Below are 15990 nucleotides of genomic sequence, written 5' to 3'. Positions count from 1 at the left end.
GGCGAGCGCCAGGGTGATCGTCGGAAGCAGGCCCTCGGGCACGTTGGCGACGAGCAGGCCGATGGCGAAGGCCACCGACGCCGTCAGCGAGAGACCGGCGGCCAGGCCCATCGGCAGGAACGCGAGCCCGACTCCGACCGCGATCACCGCGATCAGCCGGGCGACCCGTTTGACCTGCTGTTCCAGCGGGCTCTCCTCGCGTCGGGTGCGCTGGCTGAGCGCGTTGAGCGCGATCACCGCGAGGATCGCGCCCGTGAGGTTCGGCGCACCGCTGACGGCCGCCAGCGCGGCGGCGAAGGCCAGCAGCAGGGCGAGGGGGCGGCTGAACTGGCGCGCCAGTTCCCGCGGCCAGCGGCGGCCCTCGCGGCGGACGAGCGCGTTGGGCCCGTACACGGTCAGGCGGCGGGCGGCCTCGCGCTCGCTGAGGCCGTCGGGCGGGGTCCGCAGGTCGCGGAAGAGCAGGCCGAGCGGCTCGCGGGCTTCCAGGGCCGGGGCGTCGGCCGGGGGCGGGGCGGTGCGGAGAGCGGCCGCTACGTCGTCAGCCACGGCCAGCCCCGTTCGTCATCGGGGGGTGCGGGCCCGGTGGATGTCAGCACGTCCGCCCGGACGTCGGGCGTCGGCCGTCATGGCAGTGGCAGCCGCAGCGGGCTGCGGGCGTCCTCCACTGCGGCCAGCAGCGCGAGGTGGTCCCGGTACTCGGCCCGGTCGATCAGACCGGTCAGCAGAGCGGCCGTGGTGAGCCGCTCGGCTTCCTCCCAGGTGACCGTCGGCCGCGGCTCCGGGCACTCGGCGCGGTCGGCGTGGGCCGACCTGTGGTGCCGGGCGGCGATCCGCCCGAGGGTCCTGAACAGTGCTGCCATCATGGCCGCCACCTCCTGTCGGATTCCCCGATGACCAGCCTTCCGAGTGGCTGCTCTTCGGGGCAGTGGCTGAACGCCCCCGGCGGTGGGGCCGGTCGGACCCGTGGGTCGGGTCCGACCGGGTCCGACCCCAACGTCCGGGAACGCCGGACGATCAGGTCGAGAGCGGTTCCCGTTGCCTTCGCCGGATAGGTGTGGCGGCCCGTCCGTTGGTGGGTGGAGGATGTTCCCGCGCGCGGTCAGACCAGCCCCGCGCCCCAGGCACGGGCGCGGTCGAGTTCGCCGGCCCGCAGCGGGCCGTCGTTGCCCTCCACGATGAAGCCCTCGGGTTCGGCGACCACGTCGTAGTGGTGGCCGGAGAGCCGACGGGCGATGCCGTTGGCGGCCCCGCCGGCCCGGGGCATGTCGACCCGGGTGTCGAACGCGGCGGCGTACGTGCCGGGTTCGGTCGGCGGCAGGTCGTGGAACCAGGCCCGCAGCCCCGGCCCCTCGGCGGTCTCCCGCGCCTCGGCCGCGGCCGCCGCACGGTCCTGCTTGTGCGCCTCGGCGGTGACGGCCATCCGGCGGCTGAGCCCGGAGGACATGCCGTGCATGTGGGTCGGGCCGCCGACCACCAACAGGTCCGCGGACCGGGTGGTCTTCGCATCGGCCTCGGCCACCGGGAGGCAGTCCACGGCCGCCGCGGGGTCGGCCTGGTGGATGCCCTGGGCGATCGCCTCGGCGATCTCGCGGGTGTTGCCGTACATGCTCTCGTACACGATCACGGTGTGCATGGTCTCCCTCTTTCGCTCTGTCCGGCGTCGCTCCGCAACTCCCGTGCGGAGGGGGGCGGTTCGGTCCGGACCCGGTCGACTACGGGTGGGTGGGAACGGTGATGACCGGGCAGTTGGCACGGTGCAGCAGGCCGTGGGGGACGGAGCCGAGGCGCATGCCGGTGAAGCCGCCACTGCCGCGGCGGCCGACGACCACCGCGAGGGCGTGCTCCGAGGCGATGCCGAGTTCCTCCACCGGGTGGCCGTGCACCAGCTCGTGGGTCACCGTCACATCGGGGTAGCGGTCGTGCCGGCCGGCGGTGCACTCGAAGAGCAGCCGTCGCAGGAGCTGGACGGTGGCCGGTTCGTCGAGGTGGCCCACCGGCGGGCGGTGCCAGACCCACAGGACGCGCAGGGCGGCCCGACGCTCGGCGGCGAGGTCGAAGGCGAAGTCGACGGCGGCCTCCGAGGAGGGGCTGCCGTCCACGCCGAGCACGACGTACGGCGGGTCCTGGGTGGTGTGCTCGGGGTCGCGGACCACGGCCACCGGGCAGTGCGCCTGGGCGCTCACCGGCACGGCCACCGAGTAGGCGCTCAGTGTCTCGGCAACTCGGCCGAGTCGACGGGAGCCGAGTACGACGAGCGCGGCCCGACGGGATTCCCGACACAGGGCCGGGGCCGGGAGGTCCTCGGCGATGTCCGTGGTCAGCGCGAGGGCCGGATGCCGGTCCCACACCACGGCGGAGGCTCGGTCGATGGCCTGTTCGGCGCGCTCGACCAGGGCCTTGTGGTAGCCGGCCTGGTCGAGGGGGCGGAACTCGCGGAACAACGACGGGACGGCGTGCACCAGCCGCAGCGGCAGGCCGCGCCGGGCGGCCTCGTCGGCGGCCCAGGCGGCGGCCATGCTGCCGGTGTCGCGCGCGTCGACGCCGAGGACGACGGAACGGACCCCGTCGTAGGGGCGTACGGATGTCATGGTTCCTCCTCGGGAACGCGGACCGGGCGCTGTTGGGGCCGTGCGGCGGCGAGCTGACGGGCGGCCTCGGCGGCGGTCAGCCCGGGCGCGCGGGCGCGGAGGGAGACGATCACGGCCGCGGTCCGTCAGTCAGCGAAGAGGTGCGGGTGGGGCGGGACCGTCGCGTCCTCGTGCCGGTAGTGGTGGATCCGGGTGTCCGGACCGGGGAAGTACTCGGTCACCCGGTCGTCGTCGGACCAGCGCACGTCGTACGGCGGGCTGCCGTCCGGGTGGTGCAGGCCGACGATCTCGCCGTCCCTGCGGGCCGCGCCGGGCCGGGTGGCCTGGACGATGATGCGGTCTCCCACGGCGGCTTTCATGCCGTCCTCCCAGGTTCGGTACCGGGCCGGGGTGCGCCCCGGTCGTCCGTACTCCCATGGCACCACCGATGGGGAGGTTCGGCAGGGGCCGGTCGGTCCTCGACACCGGGCCCGCCGACCCAAGCTCCGCCGACCCAAGCTCCGCCGACCCAAGCTCCGCCGACCCGGGCACCGGGCGCCCGTCGGGCGGTGGTCCCCGTCCGAGGAGACCGGGTCGGGACGAGTGACCCGGCGCGGATGGCCCCTCGGGGCCCGGCACCGGGGCCGTCAGGCCCTCGGGGGACCGGGGGAGCGCTCGGAAGACTGATGTGCGGGAGTACCTGCCACCCGGTACGGAGGAGGCGCGACATGTCCGCCACAGCCACCACGCCAAGGCGCCCGTCCACGCACACGTCCCTGCGCCGGCACGTCCGCCGCGCCGTCGGCCGGGACCACAGCCCGCTCTGCCGCCCGCTCGACCGGGCGTACAGCCGTCTGGTGGCCGGGCTGGCGCTCGCGACGCTGGCCGCGCTGGTGGTGGCCGCGGTCGCGGCCCTGCTCGTGCACCGCGCGGAGACCCGCACCGCCCAGCAGACCGCGCGGCACCGGCACACCGTCACCGCCGTCACCACGGGCCCGCCGGTGTCGGTCAACCCGCGTGCGGGTGGCGTCCGGGAGTACGCCCCGGCCCGCTGGACGTACCCCGTCGGGCCCGGCACAGGGAGCGTGCCCGTGCCGGAGGGCACCCTCACCGGGACGGCCGTCCGGGTCGGACTGAACGACGCCGGAAGCCCCGTCGGTGCGCCCAGGTCGGCCGATCTGATCCTCACCGACGCCGTGCTCGTCGGCTTGGGCGCGGTGACCGTGCTCGGTTTCGGCGCGGAGGGCGTCTTCGCGCTGCGCCGCCGCGCGCTGGAGCGACGGGCGGAGGAGGGCTGGGAGGCCGCCTGGGAGCAGGTGGAGCCACGCTGGTCCGGGCGGCGGTAGCGCAGGTGAGGCGTCGCCCCCGACCTCAGTGCTCGCCGAGGAAGATCTCGCGGACCTCGCGGGCGGCGTAGTAGACGAGCACGTAGCCGGCGGCGGGGTCGGCCCACCACCAGCCGAGGGTGCTGTTGAGGACCAGGCCGAGCAGGACCGCTGCGGCGAGCAGTCCGTCGATGAGGGTGACCCGGCCCTCGGTCCTGAGGACGGGGTTGTCCAGGGCGGCGCCGGTGCGGGCCTTGCCGTAGGCGAGGGCGAACATCACGGCGGCGGTGACGGCGGTCCAGGCGATGCCGAGCGGGGAGTGGTGCGGGTGGAAGCCGCTGACCAGGACGATCGTGGACTGCGCGAGCAGGTAGAGGCCGAGCAGCGCGAAACCGGTCCCGATCAGCTTCAGTGCCCGCTTCTGTCGGTCCTCGCCGGTGCCGGACAGCTCCCAGATCACGACGGTGGAGGCGCCGATCTCGATCAGGGAGTCCAGGCCGAAACCGGCCAGCGCGACCGAGCGGGCGCTGATCGCGGCGACCGCGAGGATCACGATGCCGATCACGTTCCAGCCCAGGGTGGCGTACTCGAGGGCGAAACCCCGGCGGAGCAGGGTCTGGCGGGAGGTCCCGTTCACGGTGTTCACCGCCGGATTCTCCCAGACCCGCCCGCGGCCCCGGCAGCTCAGAGGTGGAAGCGCCGGGTCTCGCCCGGTCCGATCGTCGCCTCGGTGCCGCGCAGGCGGATCCGGACCGGCTCCTGGCGGTCCGCGCGCAGGCTGACCGTGACCGTGCGGCGGTCGACGGCGATCGTCAGACCCCAGTGGCCCCGGTAGCGCAGGTCGAGCTCCAGACGGCCGAGCGCGGACGGCAGGTGGGGGTCGAGCCAGAGGGCGTCCTCGCGGACCTCCAGGCCGGTGTAGCAGCGCTGCAGCAGGTCGACCGCACCCGCCATGGCGCCGAGGTGGACGCCCTCCGCCGTGGTGCCGTGCTGGTGGTCGCGGAGGTCGGCGACCAGGGCGTCGCGGAAGTAGCGCCAGGAGGCGCGGCGGTCGGAGCGGGTGAGCACCCAGGCGTGCACCACGGAGCTGAGCGTCGAGCCGTGCACGGTGCGGCGCAGGTAGTAGTCGGAGGTGCGGCGCAGCAGTTCGTGGCCCGCGGGGTGGCCGAGGCGGCGCAGCAGGTCGCGGACCTCGCGGGCGGAGAAGAGGTACCAGAGCATCAGCGCGTCGGCCTGCTTGGAGGCCTTGTAGCGGTTGACGGTGTCGCCCTCGGCCTCCAGGATCCGGTCGAGCCGGCGCAGGTCGGGGTAACGGTGCCGGTAGCTCTCCCAGTCGAGTTCGGCCAGCCGCCCGTAACCGTCGAACTGGCTCAACACGCCGTCGTGGAAGGGGACGTGGAGGTGCCGGCCGACCTCCTGCCAGCGGTCCAGTTCCAGGTCGTCCAGCGCGAGGCGCTCGCGCAGCTCGGCGCGGCGGTACCCGGGCAGGACGTCCAGGGCGTCCTGGGCGCGGGCCAGCACCCAGGAGGCCAGCACGTTGGTGTAGGCGTTGTCGTCCAGGCCGGGCCGGGCCGCCCAGGGGTAGGCGTCGTGGTACTCGTCGGGGCCGAGCACACCCCGGATCGACCAGTGGCCCCTGGACCGGTCGTAGCGGGCTGCCGAGGACCAGAAGCGGGCGATCTCCAGGAGCATCTCGGCGCCGGCCAGGGCGAGGAACTCCCGGTCGCCGGTGGACTGGTAGTACTGCCAGATGTTGTACGCGACGGCCGAGCCGACGTGCCGCTGGAGGTGGCTGTGGTCGGGCAGCCAGCGGCCGGACAGCGGGTTGAGGTGCAGCTGCTGGGACTCCTCCCGGCCGTCGGCGGCGCTCTGCCACGGGTACGCCGCCCCGCGCAGTCCGAGTTCACGGGCCTGCCGCCGGGCGGCGTCGAGGCGGCGGTGGCGGTAGCGCAGCACGGCGCGGGCCAGCTCGGGGAAGCACAGGTTCAGCAGCCGCAGCACGAACAGCTCGTCCCAGAAGACGTGGCCCCGGTAGGCCTCGCCGTGCAGCCCGCGGGCCGGGATGCCGACGTCCAGGTCGACGGAGTGCTCGGAGTGGGTCTGGAGCAGGTGGAACAGGTTCAGGTGCAGCGGGCCGGCGCCGTCGAAGTCCGCCTCGATCCGGCAATGCCGCCACAACTCGGCCCAGCGCAGCGCGTGTTCGGCCAGCAGCTGGTCGAAGCTCCCGGCCTCGGCGACGAGTTGGCGGGAGGCGCGCAGCGGGGTCTCGATCGCCCGGTCGCGCGAGGTGTGCACCGCGACGGTCTTGGTCACGGTGACGGGCCGGCCCTGCTCGGCGTCCAGGGTGAGGTGGTGGGCCGCCCAGCCCTCGCGGGACTCGGTGCTCACCCGCGCCGCGCGGTCCGCACTCGTCCGGGCGCACAGGGCGATCCGCAGCGGGGAGTTGGCGGCATCGGCGGCCAGCCAGAGCAGACCCGCCTCGTCCACCCCCTGACCGGCCGGGACGAGGTGGCGCGCGGTCAGCCCCCGGTAGCGGAGGACACCGGTGTTGGTGACGACGCCGTCCAGGGCCGAGCGCACCTCCAGCGGGCCGGACCAGTTCTCCGGCGTGAAAGTGCTCTCCAGCGCGAGCAGGTGCGGACGGGCCTGGCTGACGAGGCGGCGCTGCACCAGGCGGGTCCGCCGCCCCCGTTCGTCCACCACCAGCGCGCTGCGGGTCAGCACGCCCCGGCGCAGGTCCAGCTCCACGGTCTGCTCGGCGGGCGGTCCGGCGAACCACGCGCCGTCGGCCGGGCGGAAGGTCAGCGGCAGCCAGTTCGGGCAGTTGACCAGGTCCTCGTTGGTGACCGTCCGCCCGGCGACCGTCGATTCGGCCCGGTCGTAGCAGCCGGCCAGGTACGTGCCGGGGTAGTGGACCCCGTCCGCGACGGACTCCGGTGCGGCGCCCCGGCTGACCAGGTAGCCGTTGCCGACCGCGCACAGGGCTTCCCGCAGCCCCTCCTCGTCCGGGTCGAAGCCCTGGTAGCGCAGCGTCCACGGGTCCGGCATGTCCGGGTACCCCGCCGGCGGGTCTGCTGCCACGACGCGACCTCCGTGCCGACTGGCCTGCCTCCAGTCTGCGCACCGCCCCGCCGGGCCGCTCGGCGGGCGGGCGGGGCCGGTCGGCCCTCGCGGCTCGCCGATCCGGCGCGGAGGCTGGAGGGGTAGCACGGCGACGGCCGAGGAGGAGGCGCCATGTCCACCGTCCACCCGCCGCGGAACACCGCCGAGGCCCTGCTGGCCGACGGCACCACCGTCGAACTCCGCCCGCTCGGCCCGGAGGACCACCGGGCGGTGCTGGACCTGCACGCCGAAGGGATGTCCGAGGAGAGCCGCCGGATGCGGTTCTTCGGGGTGAGCCGCAACGCGCCGGAGCAGGCCGCCGACCGGCTCTGCGGACCGTTGCGGAGCGACCTGCTGGCGCTCGGCGCCTGGGTGGGGGAGGAGTTGGTCGGCGAGGCGGACTGCGAGCTGCTGGACGAGCCGCCGGAGACCGCCGAGCTGGCCCTGTCGGTCGCCGACCGCTGGCACGGCCGGGGCGCGGCCACCCTGCTGCTGGAACACCTGGTGCACGCCGCCCGCGCCGCCGGCATCCGCTTCTTCGAGGCCGACACCCTGTTCGGCAACCGGGCCGTCCACCAGGTCTTCGCCGACCTCGGGCTGCCGGTCGAGCGCCGCTACGCCCAGGGTGAGGTCAGGATCCGGGTGCCGCTGGACGACGAGAGCGGCGAGCGCTACCGCTCGGCCGTGGACGAACGCGGCCGCCGCGCCGACGTCGCGAGCCTGGCGGCGCTGCTGCGCCCGGCCTCGGTCGCGGTGGTCGGGGCGTCCCGACGGGCGGGCTCGGTCGGGCGGACCGTCCTCGGGAAGATCCGGCGGGGCGGCTTCGCGGGCGAGGTCTGGGCGGTCAACCCGTACGCCCCGGAGATCGACGGCGCGCCCGCCTACCCCTCCGTCCACGCGCTGCCCGCCGTGCCGGACCTCGCCGTGCTGGCCGTGCCCGCCGGAGCCGTCCCCGGCGCGGCCGAGGAGTGCGGCGCCGCCGGGGTCCGGGCGCTGGTGGTGCTCACCTCCGGGCTCGGGGCGGAGGAGGCCCGCGGGCTGATGCGGGCCTGCCGTCGGCACAGCATGCGACTGGTCGGGCCGAACAGCCTCGGCATGGCCCAGACCGATCCCACCGTCCGGCTGGACGCCGAGTTCGGCGGCGCCTTCCCCCGGCCGGGCACCGCCGGGGTGGCGGTGCAGAGCGGCGGTGTGGGGATCGCGCTGCTCCAGCGACTGGCCTGGCTGGGCATCGGGGTGTCGAGCTTCGTCTCGCTCGGCGACAAGTACGACGTCAGCGGCAACGACCTGCTCCAGTGGTGGGAGGCGGACGACCGCACCGACCTCGCACTGCTCCACCTGGAGTCCTTCGGCAGCCCGCGCGCCTTCGCCCGCACCGCCCGCCGGGTCACCCGGACCATCCCGGTGCTGACCGTCGACGCCGGGCGCTCCACCGCCGGCCGGCGGGGCGCCGCCTCGCACACCGCGGCCGCCGCCACCCCCACCGTCACCCGGGAGGCACTGTTCCGCCAGGCCGGCATCACCGCGACCCGCAGCATCGAGGAACTCGTCGAGGCCGCCGCCCTGTTGCACGCCCAGCCGCTGCCGGCCCCGCGCGGAGCGGTCGCCGTGGTGTCCAACGCGGGCGGCATCGGCATCCTGGCCGCCGACGCCTGCGCCGAGGCAGGGCTGGACCTGCCGGAACTCCCGGCCGAGCTCGCGGACCTGCTCCCGCCCGGTGCTTCCGTCCGCAACCCGGTGGACACCACGGCGGCGGTGCGCCCGACCGAACTCGCCCTGTTCCTCCGCGCCCTGGAACGCGAGGAGGCCGTGGACGCCATCCTGGTGTGCATCGCGCCGACGGCGCTGTGCGAGACCCCCGGCCAGGACCCGGTGCGCGCCCTGCTGGAGGGCCCGGCGCGGCGCCGCGTCCCGATCGCGGCCGTACTGCTCGACCAGCAGGTGCCCGTCCGCTACCGCGGCTGCGCCGACGGCGGCAGCATCCCGGCCTACTCCGACAGCCTCTCCGCCGCCCGCGCCCTCGCCCACGCCCGGAACCGCGCCCGCCGGCTCGCGGAGCCGTTCTCACCGCCGGCCGATGCGCCGGACTGCGACCGCCGCGCAGCGCGCAGTGTGGTGGACGGCCACCTCACCGCCCACCCCGAGGGCGGCTGGCTCGACCCGCTGTCCACCGCCGACCTGCTGGAGGCCTACGGGCTGCCGCTGATCACCTCGGTGTGGGCCCGCGACGAGCACACGGCGGCCGTCAGCGCGGCCGGCCTGCGCCGGCTCGGGCACGAGGGGAAGGTGGCCCTGAAGGCGTACTGGCCCGGCCAGGTGCACAAGAGCGCCGCGGGCGCGGTCCGCACCGGACTGGCCGGCGATGGAGAGGTGCGCGCCGCCTACCGGGAGTTCACCCACCACTTCGGGGGCGAGCTGGCCGGGGCGGTGGTCCAGCCGATGGCCGCACCCGGCGTCGAGCTGCTCGCGGGCGTGGTTCAGGACCAGGTCTTCGGCCCGCTCATCGTCCTCGGCCTGGGCGGCACCGCCGCCGACCTGCTGGCCGACCGGGCGGCCAGGCTCGCCCCGCTGAGCGAACGCGACCTGACCACCATGGTCGCCGAACTCCGCTGCGCACCACTCCTGTTGGGCGACGGCGGGGCGTTGGGCGACGGCGGGGCACCGCCGGTCGATCTCGCCGCGCTACGGTCCGTCCTCGCCCGGCTCTCCCGGCTCGCCGACGACTTCCCGGAGCTCGTCGAGGCCGACCTCAACCCCGTCATCCTCCGCCCCGCCGGCGCGGTCTGCGTGGACGCCCGGGTCCGCCTCGAACGCCGGCGGTCCTTCGACCCCTACCTGCGGCGGTTGCGGCGCCCGGCGGCCGCCGAAGGGGAGTGAACACCATGAAGCACAGCGTTCTCGACGGAACACCGGCCGACACCTTCCCGCCGGTGGAGCCCGGACGCCCGCCCGGCCGAACCCGGATCCGCGACTGCATGAGCCGCCCGGGCATCGCCGTCACCCCCGGCACCGACTTCGCCACCGTCGCCGCCGTGCTGAGTGCCTCCCGGCGCGGCATCGTGCCCGTGGTGACCACGGACGGCACCGTCACCGGCGTCGTCGCGGCCTCCGACCTGCTCGCCGCCCACGCCGAGCACGACCCGCGACGGGAACTGCGAGCCCGCGATCTCATGACCGCCCCGGCCGTCACCGTCACCGAGGACACGAACACCACCGACGCGGTGGCCCTGGTCGCCGAGCACGCCCTCCACCACCTGCCGGTCGTGGACGCCGACGGCCGCCTGACCGGCCTGCTCTCCACCCACGACCTGCTCGACGCCCTGCGCCGCGAGGACGAGGCCATCGGCTCCGAGGCGCTCGCCCTCGCCCTCACCCCCGGCAGCGGAGTCGTGCCCACCTCCCTGCACGTCCGCTGCGAACGCGGCCTGCTCTCGGTCACCGGCCGCACCCGCACCCGCGGCGACGCGGCCGCCCTCTGCCTCCAGCTCGCCCGCATCGACGGCCTGAAGGCCCTGGCCGACCACCTCACCTGGGACCTGGACGACCCGCCGGGGCCGGGCGGTGGGCCGTTCGGGTGAGGCTTCGCGCAGCACCCGCGCTCCTCCGGCGGCCTGATCGGCCGGCACGAAGTTGAGCCCGCGAGGAGGGCTGGAGGGCACCCCGCGAAGGCCGTACGGCCCCCGCCGGGGGCCATACGGCCCATCGGCCGGTCGGAAGACCCGCTCCTACGGTGGACGTAGGGCTGATGTTCCCGGCCCGCTCCGCCAGCCGAGCTTCCCAGGCGGTCGTCATGGAACACGACGAACTACTCCGTACCAGGGCCGGGATGTGTCAGGACTGCGTGTCGATGTCGCTGGAAGGCGAACTCGACATCGCGACCGCGCCGCTCCTGCTCGACGCCGTCATCCGGGCCCTCGCGGCTCGTCCGGGTCAACTGGTCCTTGACGTCGAGGCCCTCACCTTCTGCGACGCCGCCGGCGTGCGCGCCCTCCTCCAGGCCCGCCGGGCCTGCCGCGTCCACCACGCGGAGTTCCGGCTCACCGGCGTCCGGCCGCGGTTCCGCCGGATCCTCGCCCTGCTCCGCCTCACCGACCTCCTGCCGGCTCAACCCGCCCTGGTCGGCAGCCCGGCGGGCGCCGGTTCGCCGGAGTCCCCCCACTAACCTTCCCTTCCCTCCCGTCTCCCGTTCCCGACGAGGCGGGCGCTACCGAAGGAGTCCCTGCCCTGACCAGCAGCGTCTCGCGTCCTCATTCCGCGTCCGTCGGTCGGTCCCGGCCCGCCACCACGTACCCGATGCCGATGGCGAGCGTGATGGCCGTGAACACCACGATGAGCCAGCTGAGCAGGGTGAAGACCAGGCCGAGCGAGCCGAACTGCGTCACGCTGCGGTTCAGCGAGCGGGGGACGTAGAGCCGCGATCCCCAGGCGAGCGCCGTCAGTGCGGCACTGGTCAGCGCGGCCCCCGGCAGCAGCGGGAGCCAGCGAACCCGGCCGCCGAGCAGCAGGTGCTGTGTCCACCACCAGAGAAGGGTGACCGTGAGCAGGTAGAGGACGAGCCCGAGCCCGTTGCCCGCCCCGAATCCGTCCCACACCTGCCCCTGGACGGTCAGGGCGGCGAGCCACACCAACAGCCAGGCGAGCCACCGCCATGCCGCCAGACGTCCCGCCAGATGGGGCAGGTGCCAGCTACGTTCGCACAGGCGCTGCAGTACCCGGCTGCAACTCGTGGCCGAGAGCAGGGTCACCAGGATTCCGGCGGTGCCGAAGGACTCGGTGGTCTCCGTCTGGCTGGTCTCGAGCACCTGTCTGACCTGGTCGAGCGAGGCACCGTGGAGTCCCAGGACGGTGCGCAGGGACTCGGAGACGCTTTTGCGCACCTCGCGAGGCATGAAGGCGGCCATCACGAACAGCACCGGGATGGCGGTCAGGAACGCCTGCGCCGCCAGGCGGGTGGCGGTGTCCAGCACGTGGATGTGGATCAGCTGGGCCGCGAGTCGGCGCGGGAACGGGGCCTCGCGCAGCCTGGCCGTCCGCCCGCGCAGCCGGGTGGATCCGGCGCGGATCCGCTGAGCGCGGCTGGGCCGACCACGCCGTTCCGCCACTGCGCTCTCCCTCCGACCGGTGTCGGCACTCCGGCCGCCGCCGCGGTTCGTCACCGGCGCCGAGCACCCGGGATTCCGTCCAAGACTGGGCGACGGGATGACGCGTGGCATCTCCGGCGGACTGCCGTTCGGCGCAACGGCCCGCGCGGGCAGCCGCTCCGGCCGCCGCCGCAGCTCGCCCGGACGGCTCACCTCGGGGTGCCGGAGGCCGGGGCCTACGGGGCAATGGTGGTCAGCGGCGCCATGGCCGCACGGAGTGCTGGGAGACCCGATGGACGAGCCGCCAGGGCCTTCGTCCGCGCCGGGAACGGGCGGGGCGGCGGGCGACGGTCCGCCCTCCGGGACCGAGCGCCGCCACCGGGCGGGGCGGATCGTCATGAGCACCGTCTCGGCCGTGCTGATCACCTTGACCTGCGTCCTGGTACCGGTCTCGCTGCTCACCGTCTGGGTGCACGACATCGTCCTGGACACCGGCCGGTACGTCGCCACGGTCGCCCCGCTGGCGACCGATCCCGCGATCCAGGACGCCGCCGTGCACCGGATCACCCAGGCGGTGGACGTGAAGGTGGACGGCTCGGCGGTCACCTCCGACCTGGCCGCCTGGTTGCAGTCGCACGGCCTGCCCCCCAGGGCCGCCGCGGCGGTCAAATCGCTCGGGCCCGAACTCGACGACGCGGTGAACCAGGTGGTCACCAAGGCCGCGACGGAGGTCGTGCACAGCGACACCTTCGCCACCGTGTGGACGCAGGCCAACCGCGCCGCCCACACGGCCGTGGTCCAGGTCCTCACCGGCCACGGCCGGGGCGCGGTCGAGATCTCCGACGGCACCGTCACGCTCGACCTCGGGACGGTCGTCGACCGGCTGAAGCAGGAGCTGGTGGCCGCTGGGCTCTCCCCGGCCGAGAAGATCCCGGACGTGGACAAGCGGTTGGTGCTGTTCCAGTCCGACGAGCTGGCCAGGATCCGCGGCGCCGCGCACGCACTCGACGTGGTGGGCAACTGGATGCCCGTGCTCACCGTGGTGCTCGGCGCGCTCGGCATCCTGCTGGCCCGGCGCAGGCGCCGGGCCCTGGTCTCCACGGCGCTCGGCGCGGCCGGCGGCTGCCTGGTGGTGGCCGTCGCCCTGGTGATCGCCCGTCACTACTACCTGGACCACCTGCCGCCCGCCGTACAGTCCCGGGCCGCCGCGGCGGTGGTCTTCGACACCCTGCTGCACTTCCCGCGGATCGCCCTGCGCACCGCGATCGTCCTGGGTGTGCTGGTGGCACTCGGCGTCTACCTGTCCGGTGCGGGGCGGCTGCCACGCGCCGTCCGGGGGCGGGCGGACCGCGCCGCGGACTCCGTCGCCCGCTGGGGCTACGCGCACGGGGTGCGCACCGGGCGGGTCGGCACCTGGACCGATGCCCACCGCCGCCGGCTCGCCCTCGCGGCCCTCCTGGTCCTTGCCCTGGTGTTCGCCCTGTGGAACCACCCGACCGTGCCGACCGTGCTGCTGCTCGTCCTGGTGCTCCTCGCGGTGCTCGTCGTCCTGGCGCTGCTCGCCGCTTCCGGACGGGTCGGCGCCGGGAACCGCTCCGATGGGTGACGGGCTGCCCGGACTCCACGAGGAGTAGCACGGCCGCCTCCCGGGGGTGCGGAACTCCTCCCGTCGTCCTGCCGCACGGACCCGCCGGCCTGGGCCGAACCGGCCCTCACGGCGGGGACCGTACGGCCCTGTCCGGTGGCTTCCGGCGGGCGGACAGTGGAGGCGGGACCACCGGAGGAGGAGTGAGGACGATGCAGCACCGCAGCGTCAGCGACGTGATGACCCGTGAGGTCGTCACCGCCCGGCCCGACACGCCGTTCAAGGAGGTTGCGGCGCTGTTCCACCGCAACGACATCACCGCGATCCCGGTCGTCGACGACCAGCGCCGACCGCTCGGCATGGTCTCCGAGGCCGACCTGCTCCGCAAGGAGGCCGTCCTGCCGGACCCGGAGGGCCGCTTCCCGGGCCGCTGGCTGGACGCCGAGGACCGCGCCCGCGCCGAGGCGGAGACCGCGGGCGGGCTGATGACCAGTCCCGCCATGACCGCCCGCCCGGGCTGGTCGGTGCCCGAGGCCGCCCGCGCCATGGACAAGCACCGGGTCAAGCGGCTGCCCGTGGTGGACGAGATCGGTCGGCTGGTCGGCATCGTCAGCCGCCGCGACCTGCTGCAGGTCTTCCTGCGCCACGACGCCGGCATCCGCGACGAGATCAACCACGACGTGCTCGGCCAGACCCTCTGGCTCGACCCCGGTGACGTCCAGGTGTCGGTGCACGACGGCGTCGTCACGCTGGAGGGGCGGCTGCCGCGCCGCAGCCTGATCCCGATCACCGAGCAGCTCTGCCGCGCCGTGGACGGTGTGGTCGCGGTCCACGCCACCCTCGACTGGACCGAGGACGACACCGAGCCGCACCTGGAACACCCCCGCGCCTACCGAGCCGCTTCCTAGGAGGCCGCCGTGACCAGCACACCGAGCACCGTCGCCGACGTGATGACCCACGCGGTGGTCGCCGTCGGACGCGACGCGGACTTCCGTGAGGTCGCCGAGACCCTGCAGCGTTGGCGGGTCAGCGCCGTCCCCGTGCTGACCGGCGACGGGCGGGTGATCGGGGTGGTCTCCGAGGCCGACCTGCTCACCGCCCGCGACCGCGACGGCGAGCGCGCCGACGCCCTGACGGCGGGGCGGATGATGTCCGTCCCGGCGGTCACCGTGCGCCCCGGCAGCCCGCTCAACGAAGCCGCCCGGGCGATGGCCCGGGGCCACCTCAAGCGGCTCCCGGTCGTGGACGAGGAGGACTACCTGGTCGGCATCGTCAGCCGGGGCGACCTGCTGAAGGTCTACCTCGGCGACGATCGCGAACTCGCCGACCGGGTCCGCTTCGAGCTCGTCGCCACCCTCGGCCCGGAAGCCGGGCTGGGCACCGAGGTGCGCTGCGAGAACGGCCGGATCACCCTGACCGGCGGCCTGCCGGACGCCGTCTCCGCGGGCGTCCTGGAGCGCCTGGTGCGCTCCGTGCCCGGGGTGGCCGGCGTCGAGCTCCGGCTCGCCGCCCCGGCCTGACCGGGCGGTGGCCCACCAGGCCTGTGCCCGGTCGCCGTCGTCCCGCGCGGCTGACCCGGTGCGCGGCGCGGCGCGAACGCGCAGAATCGGTGGTGTCACCGCCCGCGTACATCCAGGGAGCAGGTCATGGACACGCGCCAGCCCGTACGGGTGTTCCTGCTGGACGACCACGAGGTCGTCCGGCGCGGCGTCCGCGACCTCCTGGAGGCCGAGGAGGACATCGAGGTCGTCGGTGAGGCCGCCAGCTGTGCCCAGGCCCTCGCCCGGGTGCCCGCGTTGCGCCCGGACGTCGCCGTGCTGGACGTACGGCTGCCGGACGGCGACGGGGTGAGCGTCTGCCGTGACCTGCGCGACCGGATGCCCGAGCTGGTCTGCCTGATGCTGACCTCCTTCGACGACGACGACGCGCTGCTCGACGCGATCATGGCGGGCGCGGCAGGCTACGTCCTGAAGCAGGTCAAGGGCGCCGAACTGGTCAGGGCCGTACGGACGGTGGCCTCCGGCCAGTCCATGCTCGACCCGGCCACCACCCACAAGCTGATGGAGAGCCTGCGCCACCACGAGGAGAGCGAGACGGACGCCGCGCTCGCCGGGCTCACCCCGCGTGAGCGGGAGATCCTCGCGCTGGTGGGGGAGGGCAAGACCAACCGGCAGATCGGGCAGGAGCTCTACCTCGCCGAGAAGACCGTGAAGAACCACGTCTCGCGGCTGCTCGCCAAGCTGGGCGTGGAACGCCGGCTCCAGGCCGCCGTCCTCGCCGCCCACGCCGAGGAGCCCCCCGGGCCGCACCACCCGGGCCGGCACTGAGCC

General features: G+C 74.7%; 15 protein-coding genes and 1 pseudogene. 8 read left to right on the top strand and 8 right to left on the bottom strand.

What is annotated here, in order from left to right; genetic code table 11:
• Window positions 1-3 precede the first annotated feature (3 nt).
• From ACWCYO_RS01230 to ACWCYO_RS01210, 5 genes and pseudogenes are all read right to left on the bottom strand, one after another.
• Window positions 4-546 (bottom strand): annotated as a pseudogene (locus ACWCYO_RS01230) (cation-transporting P-type ATPase); the annotation flags it as partial.
• Between the two features lie 77 nt (window positions 547-623).
• Complete coding sequence (locus tag ACWCYO_RS01225; protein WP_270140459.1) at window positions 624-863, bottom strand: hypothetical protein; 240 nt, start codon at window positions 861-863, stop codon at window positions 624-626.
• 236 nt (window positions 864-1099) lie between these two features.
• Window positions 1100-1633, bottom strand: a complete 534-nt coding sequence (locus ACWCYO_RS01220; protein ID WP_270140457.1) for a flavodoxin family protein — start codon at window positions 1631-1633, stop codon at window positions 1100-1102.
• Between the two features lie 79 nt (window positions 1634-1712).
• Window positions 1713-2588, bottom strand: coding sequence for a universal stress protein (locus ACWCYO_RS01215; RefSeq protein ID WP_270140456.1), 876 nt, complete (start codon window positions 2586-2588; stop codon window positions 1713-1715).
• A gap of 125 nt (window positions 2589-2713) precedes the next feature.
• On the bottom strand, window positions 2714-2947 hold the full coding sequence (locus ACWCYO_RS01210; RefSeq protein ID WP_333493420.1) for a DUF1918 domain-containing protein: 234 nt from the start codon (window positions 2945-2947) through the stop codon (window positions 2714-2716).
• A gap of 348 nt (window positions 2948-3295) precedes the next feature.
• Between ACWCYO_RS01210 and ACWCYO_RS01205 the strand changes: the two genes are divergently transcribed.
• Window positions 3296-3913 carry an Rv1733c family protein gene (locus ACWCYO_RS01205; RefSeq protein WP_449782959.1) on the top strand — a complete coding sequence of 206 codons (618 nt, stop codon included), beginning with the start codon at window positions 3296-3298 and terminating at the stop codon, window positions 3911-3913.
• Between the two features lie 25 nt (window positions 3914-3938).
• Here the strand turns inward: ACWCYO_RS01205 and ACWCYO_RS01200 are convergent, their stop codons facing one another.
• Together ACWCYO_RS01200 and ACWCYO_RS01195 are read right to left on the bottom strand one after the other, a co-directional pair.
• A complete protein-coding gene (locus tag ACWCYO_RS01200) occupies window positions 3939-4538 on the bottom strand; it encodes a cation transporter (protein ID WP_270140452.1) in 600 nt (199 codons plus the stop codon).
• Between the two features lie 38 nt (window positions 4539-4576).
• Window positions 4577-6973: a glycoside hydrolase family 65 protein gene (locus tag ACWCYO_RS01195; protein WP_333493419.1), complete on the bottom strand. Its 2397-nt coding sequence runs from the start codon at window positions 6971-6973 to the stop codon at window positions 4577-4579.
• 153 nt (window positions 6974-7126) lie between these two features.
• Between ACWCYO_RS01195 and ACWCYO_RS01190 the strand changes: the two genes are divergently transcribed.
• The 3 genes from ACWCYO_RS01190 (at window position 7127) to ACWCYO_RS01180 (ending at window position 11156) form a co-directional block, all read left to right on the top strand.
• Window positions 7127-9871, top strand: coding sequence for a bifunctional acetate--CoA ligase family protein/GNAT family N-acetyltransferase (locus ACWCYO_RS01190; RefSeq protein WP_449782958.1), 2745 nt, complete (start codon window positions 7127-7129; stop codon window positions 9869-9871).
• A gap of 5 nt (window positions 9872-9876) precedes the next feature.
• The gene (locus ACWCYO_RS01185) at window positions 9877-10572 is read left to right on the top strand and encodes a CBS domain-containing protein (RefSeq protein ID WP_270140448.1); all 696 of its coding nucleotides are present in this window, start codon (window positions 9877-9879) and stop codon (window positions 10570-10572) included.
• Window positions 10573-10784: 212 nt separating this feature from the next.
• A complete protein-coding gene (locus tag ACWCYO_RS01180; RefSeq protein WP_449782957.1) occupies window positions 10785-11156 on the top strand; it encodes an STAS domain-containing protein in 372 nt (123 codons plus the stop codon).
• An 85-nt stretch (window positions 11157-11241) separates the two neighbouring features.
• On the opposite strand, the gene ACWCYO_RS01175 is transcribed toward ACWCYO_RS01180, so the two are convergent.
• Window positions 11242-12096 (bottom strand): YhjD/YihY/BrkB family envelope integrity protein, encoded by an 855-nt coding sequence (locus ACWCYO_RS01175; protein ID WP_449782956.1) that lies wholly within the window; start codon window positions 12094-12096, stop codon window positions 11242-11244.
• A 376-nt stretch (window positions 12097-12472) separates the two neighbouring features.
• Between ACWCYO_RS01175 and ACWCYO_RS01170 the strand changes: the two genes are divergently transcribed.
• The 4 genes from ACWCYO_RS01170 to ACWCYO_RS01155 all read left to right on the top strand — a co-directional run bounded on the left by ACWCYO_RS01170 (window position 12473) and on the right by ACWCYO_RS01155 (window position 15987).
• A complete protein-coding gene (locus tag ACWCYO_RS01170) occupies window positions 12473-13681 on the top strand; it encodes a hypothetical protein (RefSeq protein ID WP_449782955.1) in 1209 nt (402 codons plus the stop codon).
• Window positions 13682-13872: 191 nt separating this feature from the next.
• Window positions 13873-14568, top strand: a complete 696-nt coding sequence (locus tag ACWCYO_RS01165) for a CBS domain-containing protein (RefSeq protein ID WP_270140442.1) — start codon at window positions 13873-13875, stop codon at window positions 14566-14568.
• Between the two features lie 9 nt (window positions 14569-14577).
• Window positions 14578-15180 (top strand): CBS domain-containing protein, encoded by a 603-nt coding sequence (locus tag ACWCYO_RS01160; protein ID WP_270140441.1) that lies wholly within the window; start codon window positions 14578-14580, stop codon window positions 15178-15180.
• Between the two features lie 126 nt (window positions 15181-15306).
• The gene (locus ACWCYO_RS01155) at window positions 15307-15987 is read left to right on the top strand and encodes a response regulator (RefSeq protein WP_449782954.1); all 681 of its coding nucleotides are present in this window, start codon (window positions 15307-15309) and stop codon (window positions 15985-15987) included.
• The last annotated feature ends 3 nt before the right edge of the window (window positions 15988-15990 follow it).

The organism is Kitasatospora sp. NPDC001683 (genome assembly GCF_053596495.1).
Note: the sequence above shows the minus strand (reverse complement) of the source record. Positions and strands in the feature narration are given on the sequence as shown.

Bases quoted from the DNA above. Each gene is read 5' to 3' on its own strand.
- ACWCYO_RS01225 (WP_270140459.1), bottom strand. From the start codon at position 863: ATGATGGCAGCACTGTTCAGGACCCTCGGGCGGATCGCCGCCCGGCAC.
- ACWCYO_RS01220 (WP_270140457.1), bottom strand. From the start codon at position 1,633: ATGCACACCGTGATCGTGTACGAGAGCATGTACGGCAACACCCGCGAG.
- ACWCYO_RS01215 (WP_270140456.1), bottom strand. From the start codon at position 2,588: ATGACATCCGTACGCCCCTACGACGGGGTCCGTTCCGTCGTCCTCGGC.
- ACWCYO_RS01210 (WP_333493420.1), bottom strand. From the start codon at position 2,947: ATGAAAGCCGCCGTGGGAGACCGCATCATCGTCCAGGCCACCCGGCCC.
- ACWCYO_RS01205 (WP_449782959.1), top strand. From the start codon at position 3,296: ATGTCCGCCACAGCCACCACGCCAAGGCGCCCGTCCACGCACACGTCC.
- ACWCYO_RS01190 (WP_449782958.1), top strand. From the start codon at position 7,127: ATGTCCACCGTCCACCCGCCGCGGAACACCGCCGAGGCCCTGCTGGCC.
- ACWCYO_RS01185 (WP_270140448.1), top strand. From the start codon at position 9,877: ATGAAGCACAGCGTTCTCGACGGAACACCGGCCGACACCTTCCCGCCG.
- ACWCYO_RS01180 (WP_449782957.1), top strand. From the start codon at position 10,785: ATGGAACACGACGAACTACTCCGTACCAGGGCCGGGATGTGTCAGGAC.
- ACWCYO_RS01170 (WP_449782955.1), top strand. From the start codon at position 12,473: ATGAGCACCGTCTCGGCCGTGCTGATCACCTTGACCTGCGTCCTGGTA.
- ACWCYO_RS01165 (WP_270140442.1), top strand. From the start codon at position 13,873: ATGCAGCACCGCAGCGTCAGCGACGTGATGACCCGTGAGGTCGTCACC.
- ACWCYO_RS01155 (WP_449782954.1), top strand. From the start codon at position 15,307: ATGGACACGCGCCAGCCCGTACGGGTGTTCCTGCTGGACGACCACGAG.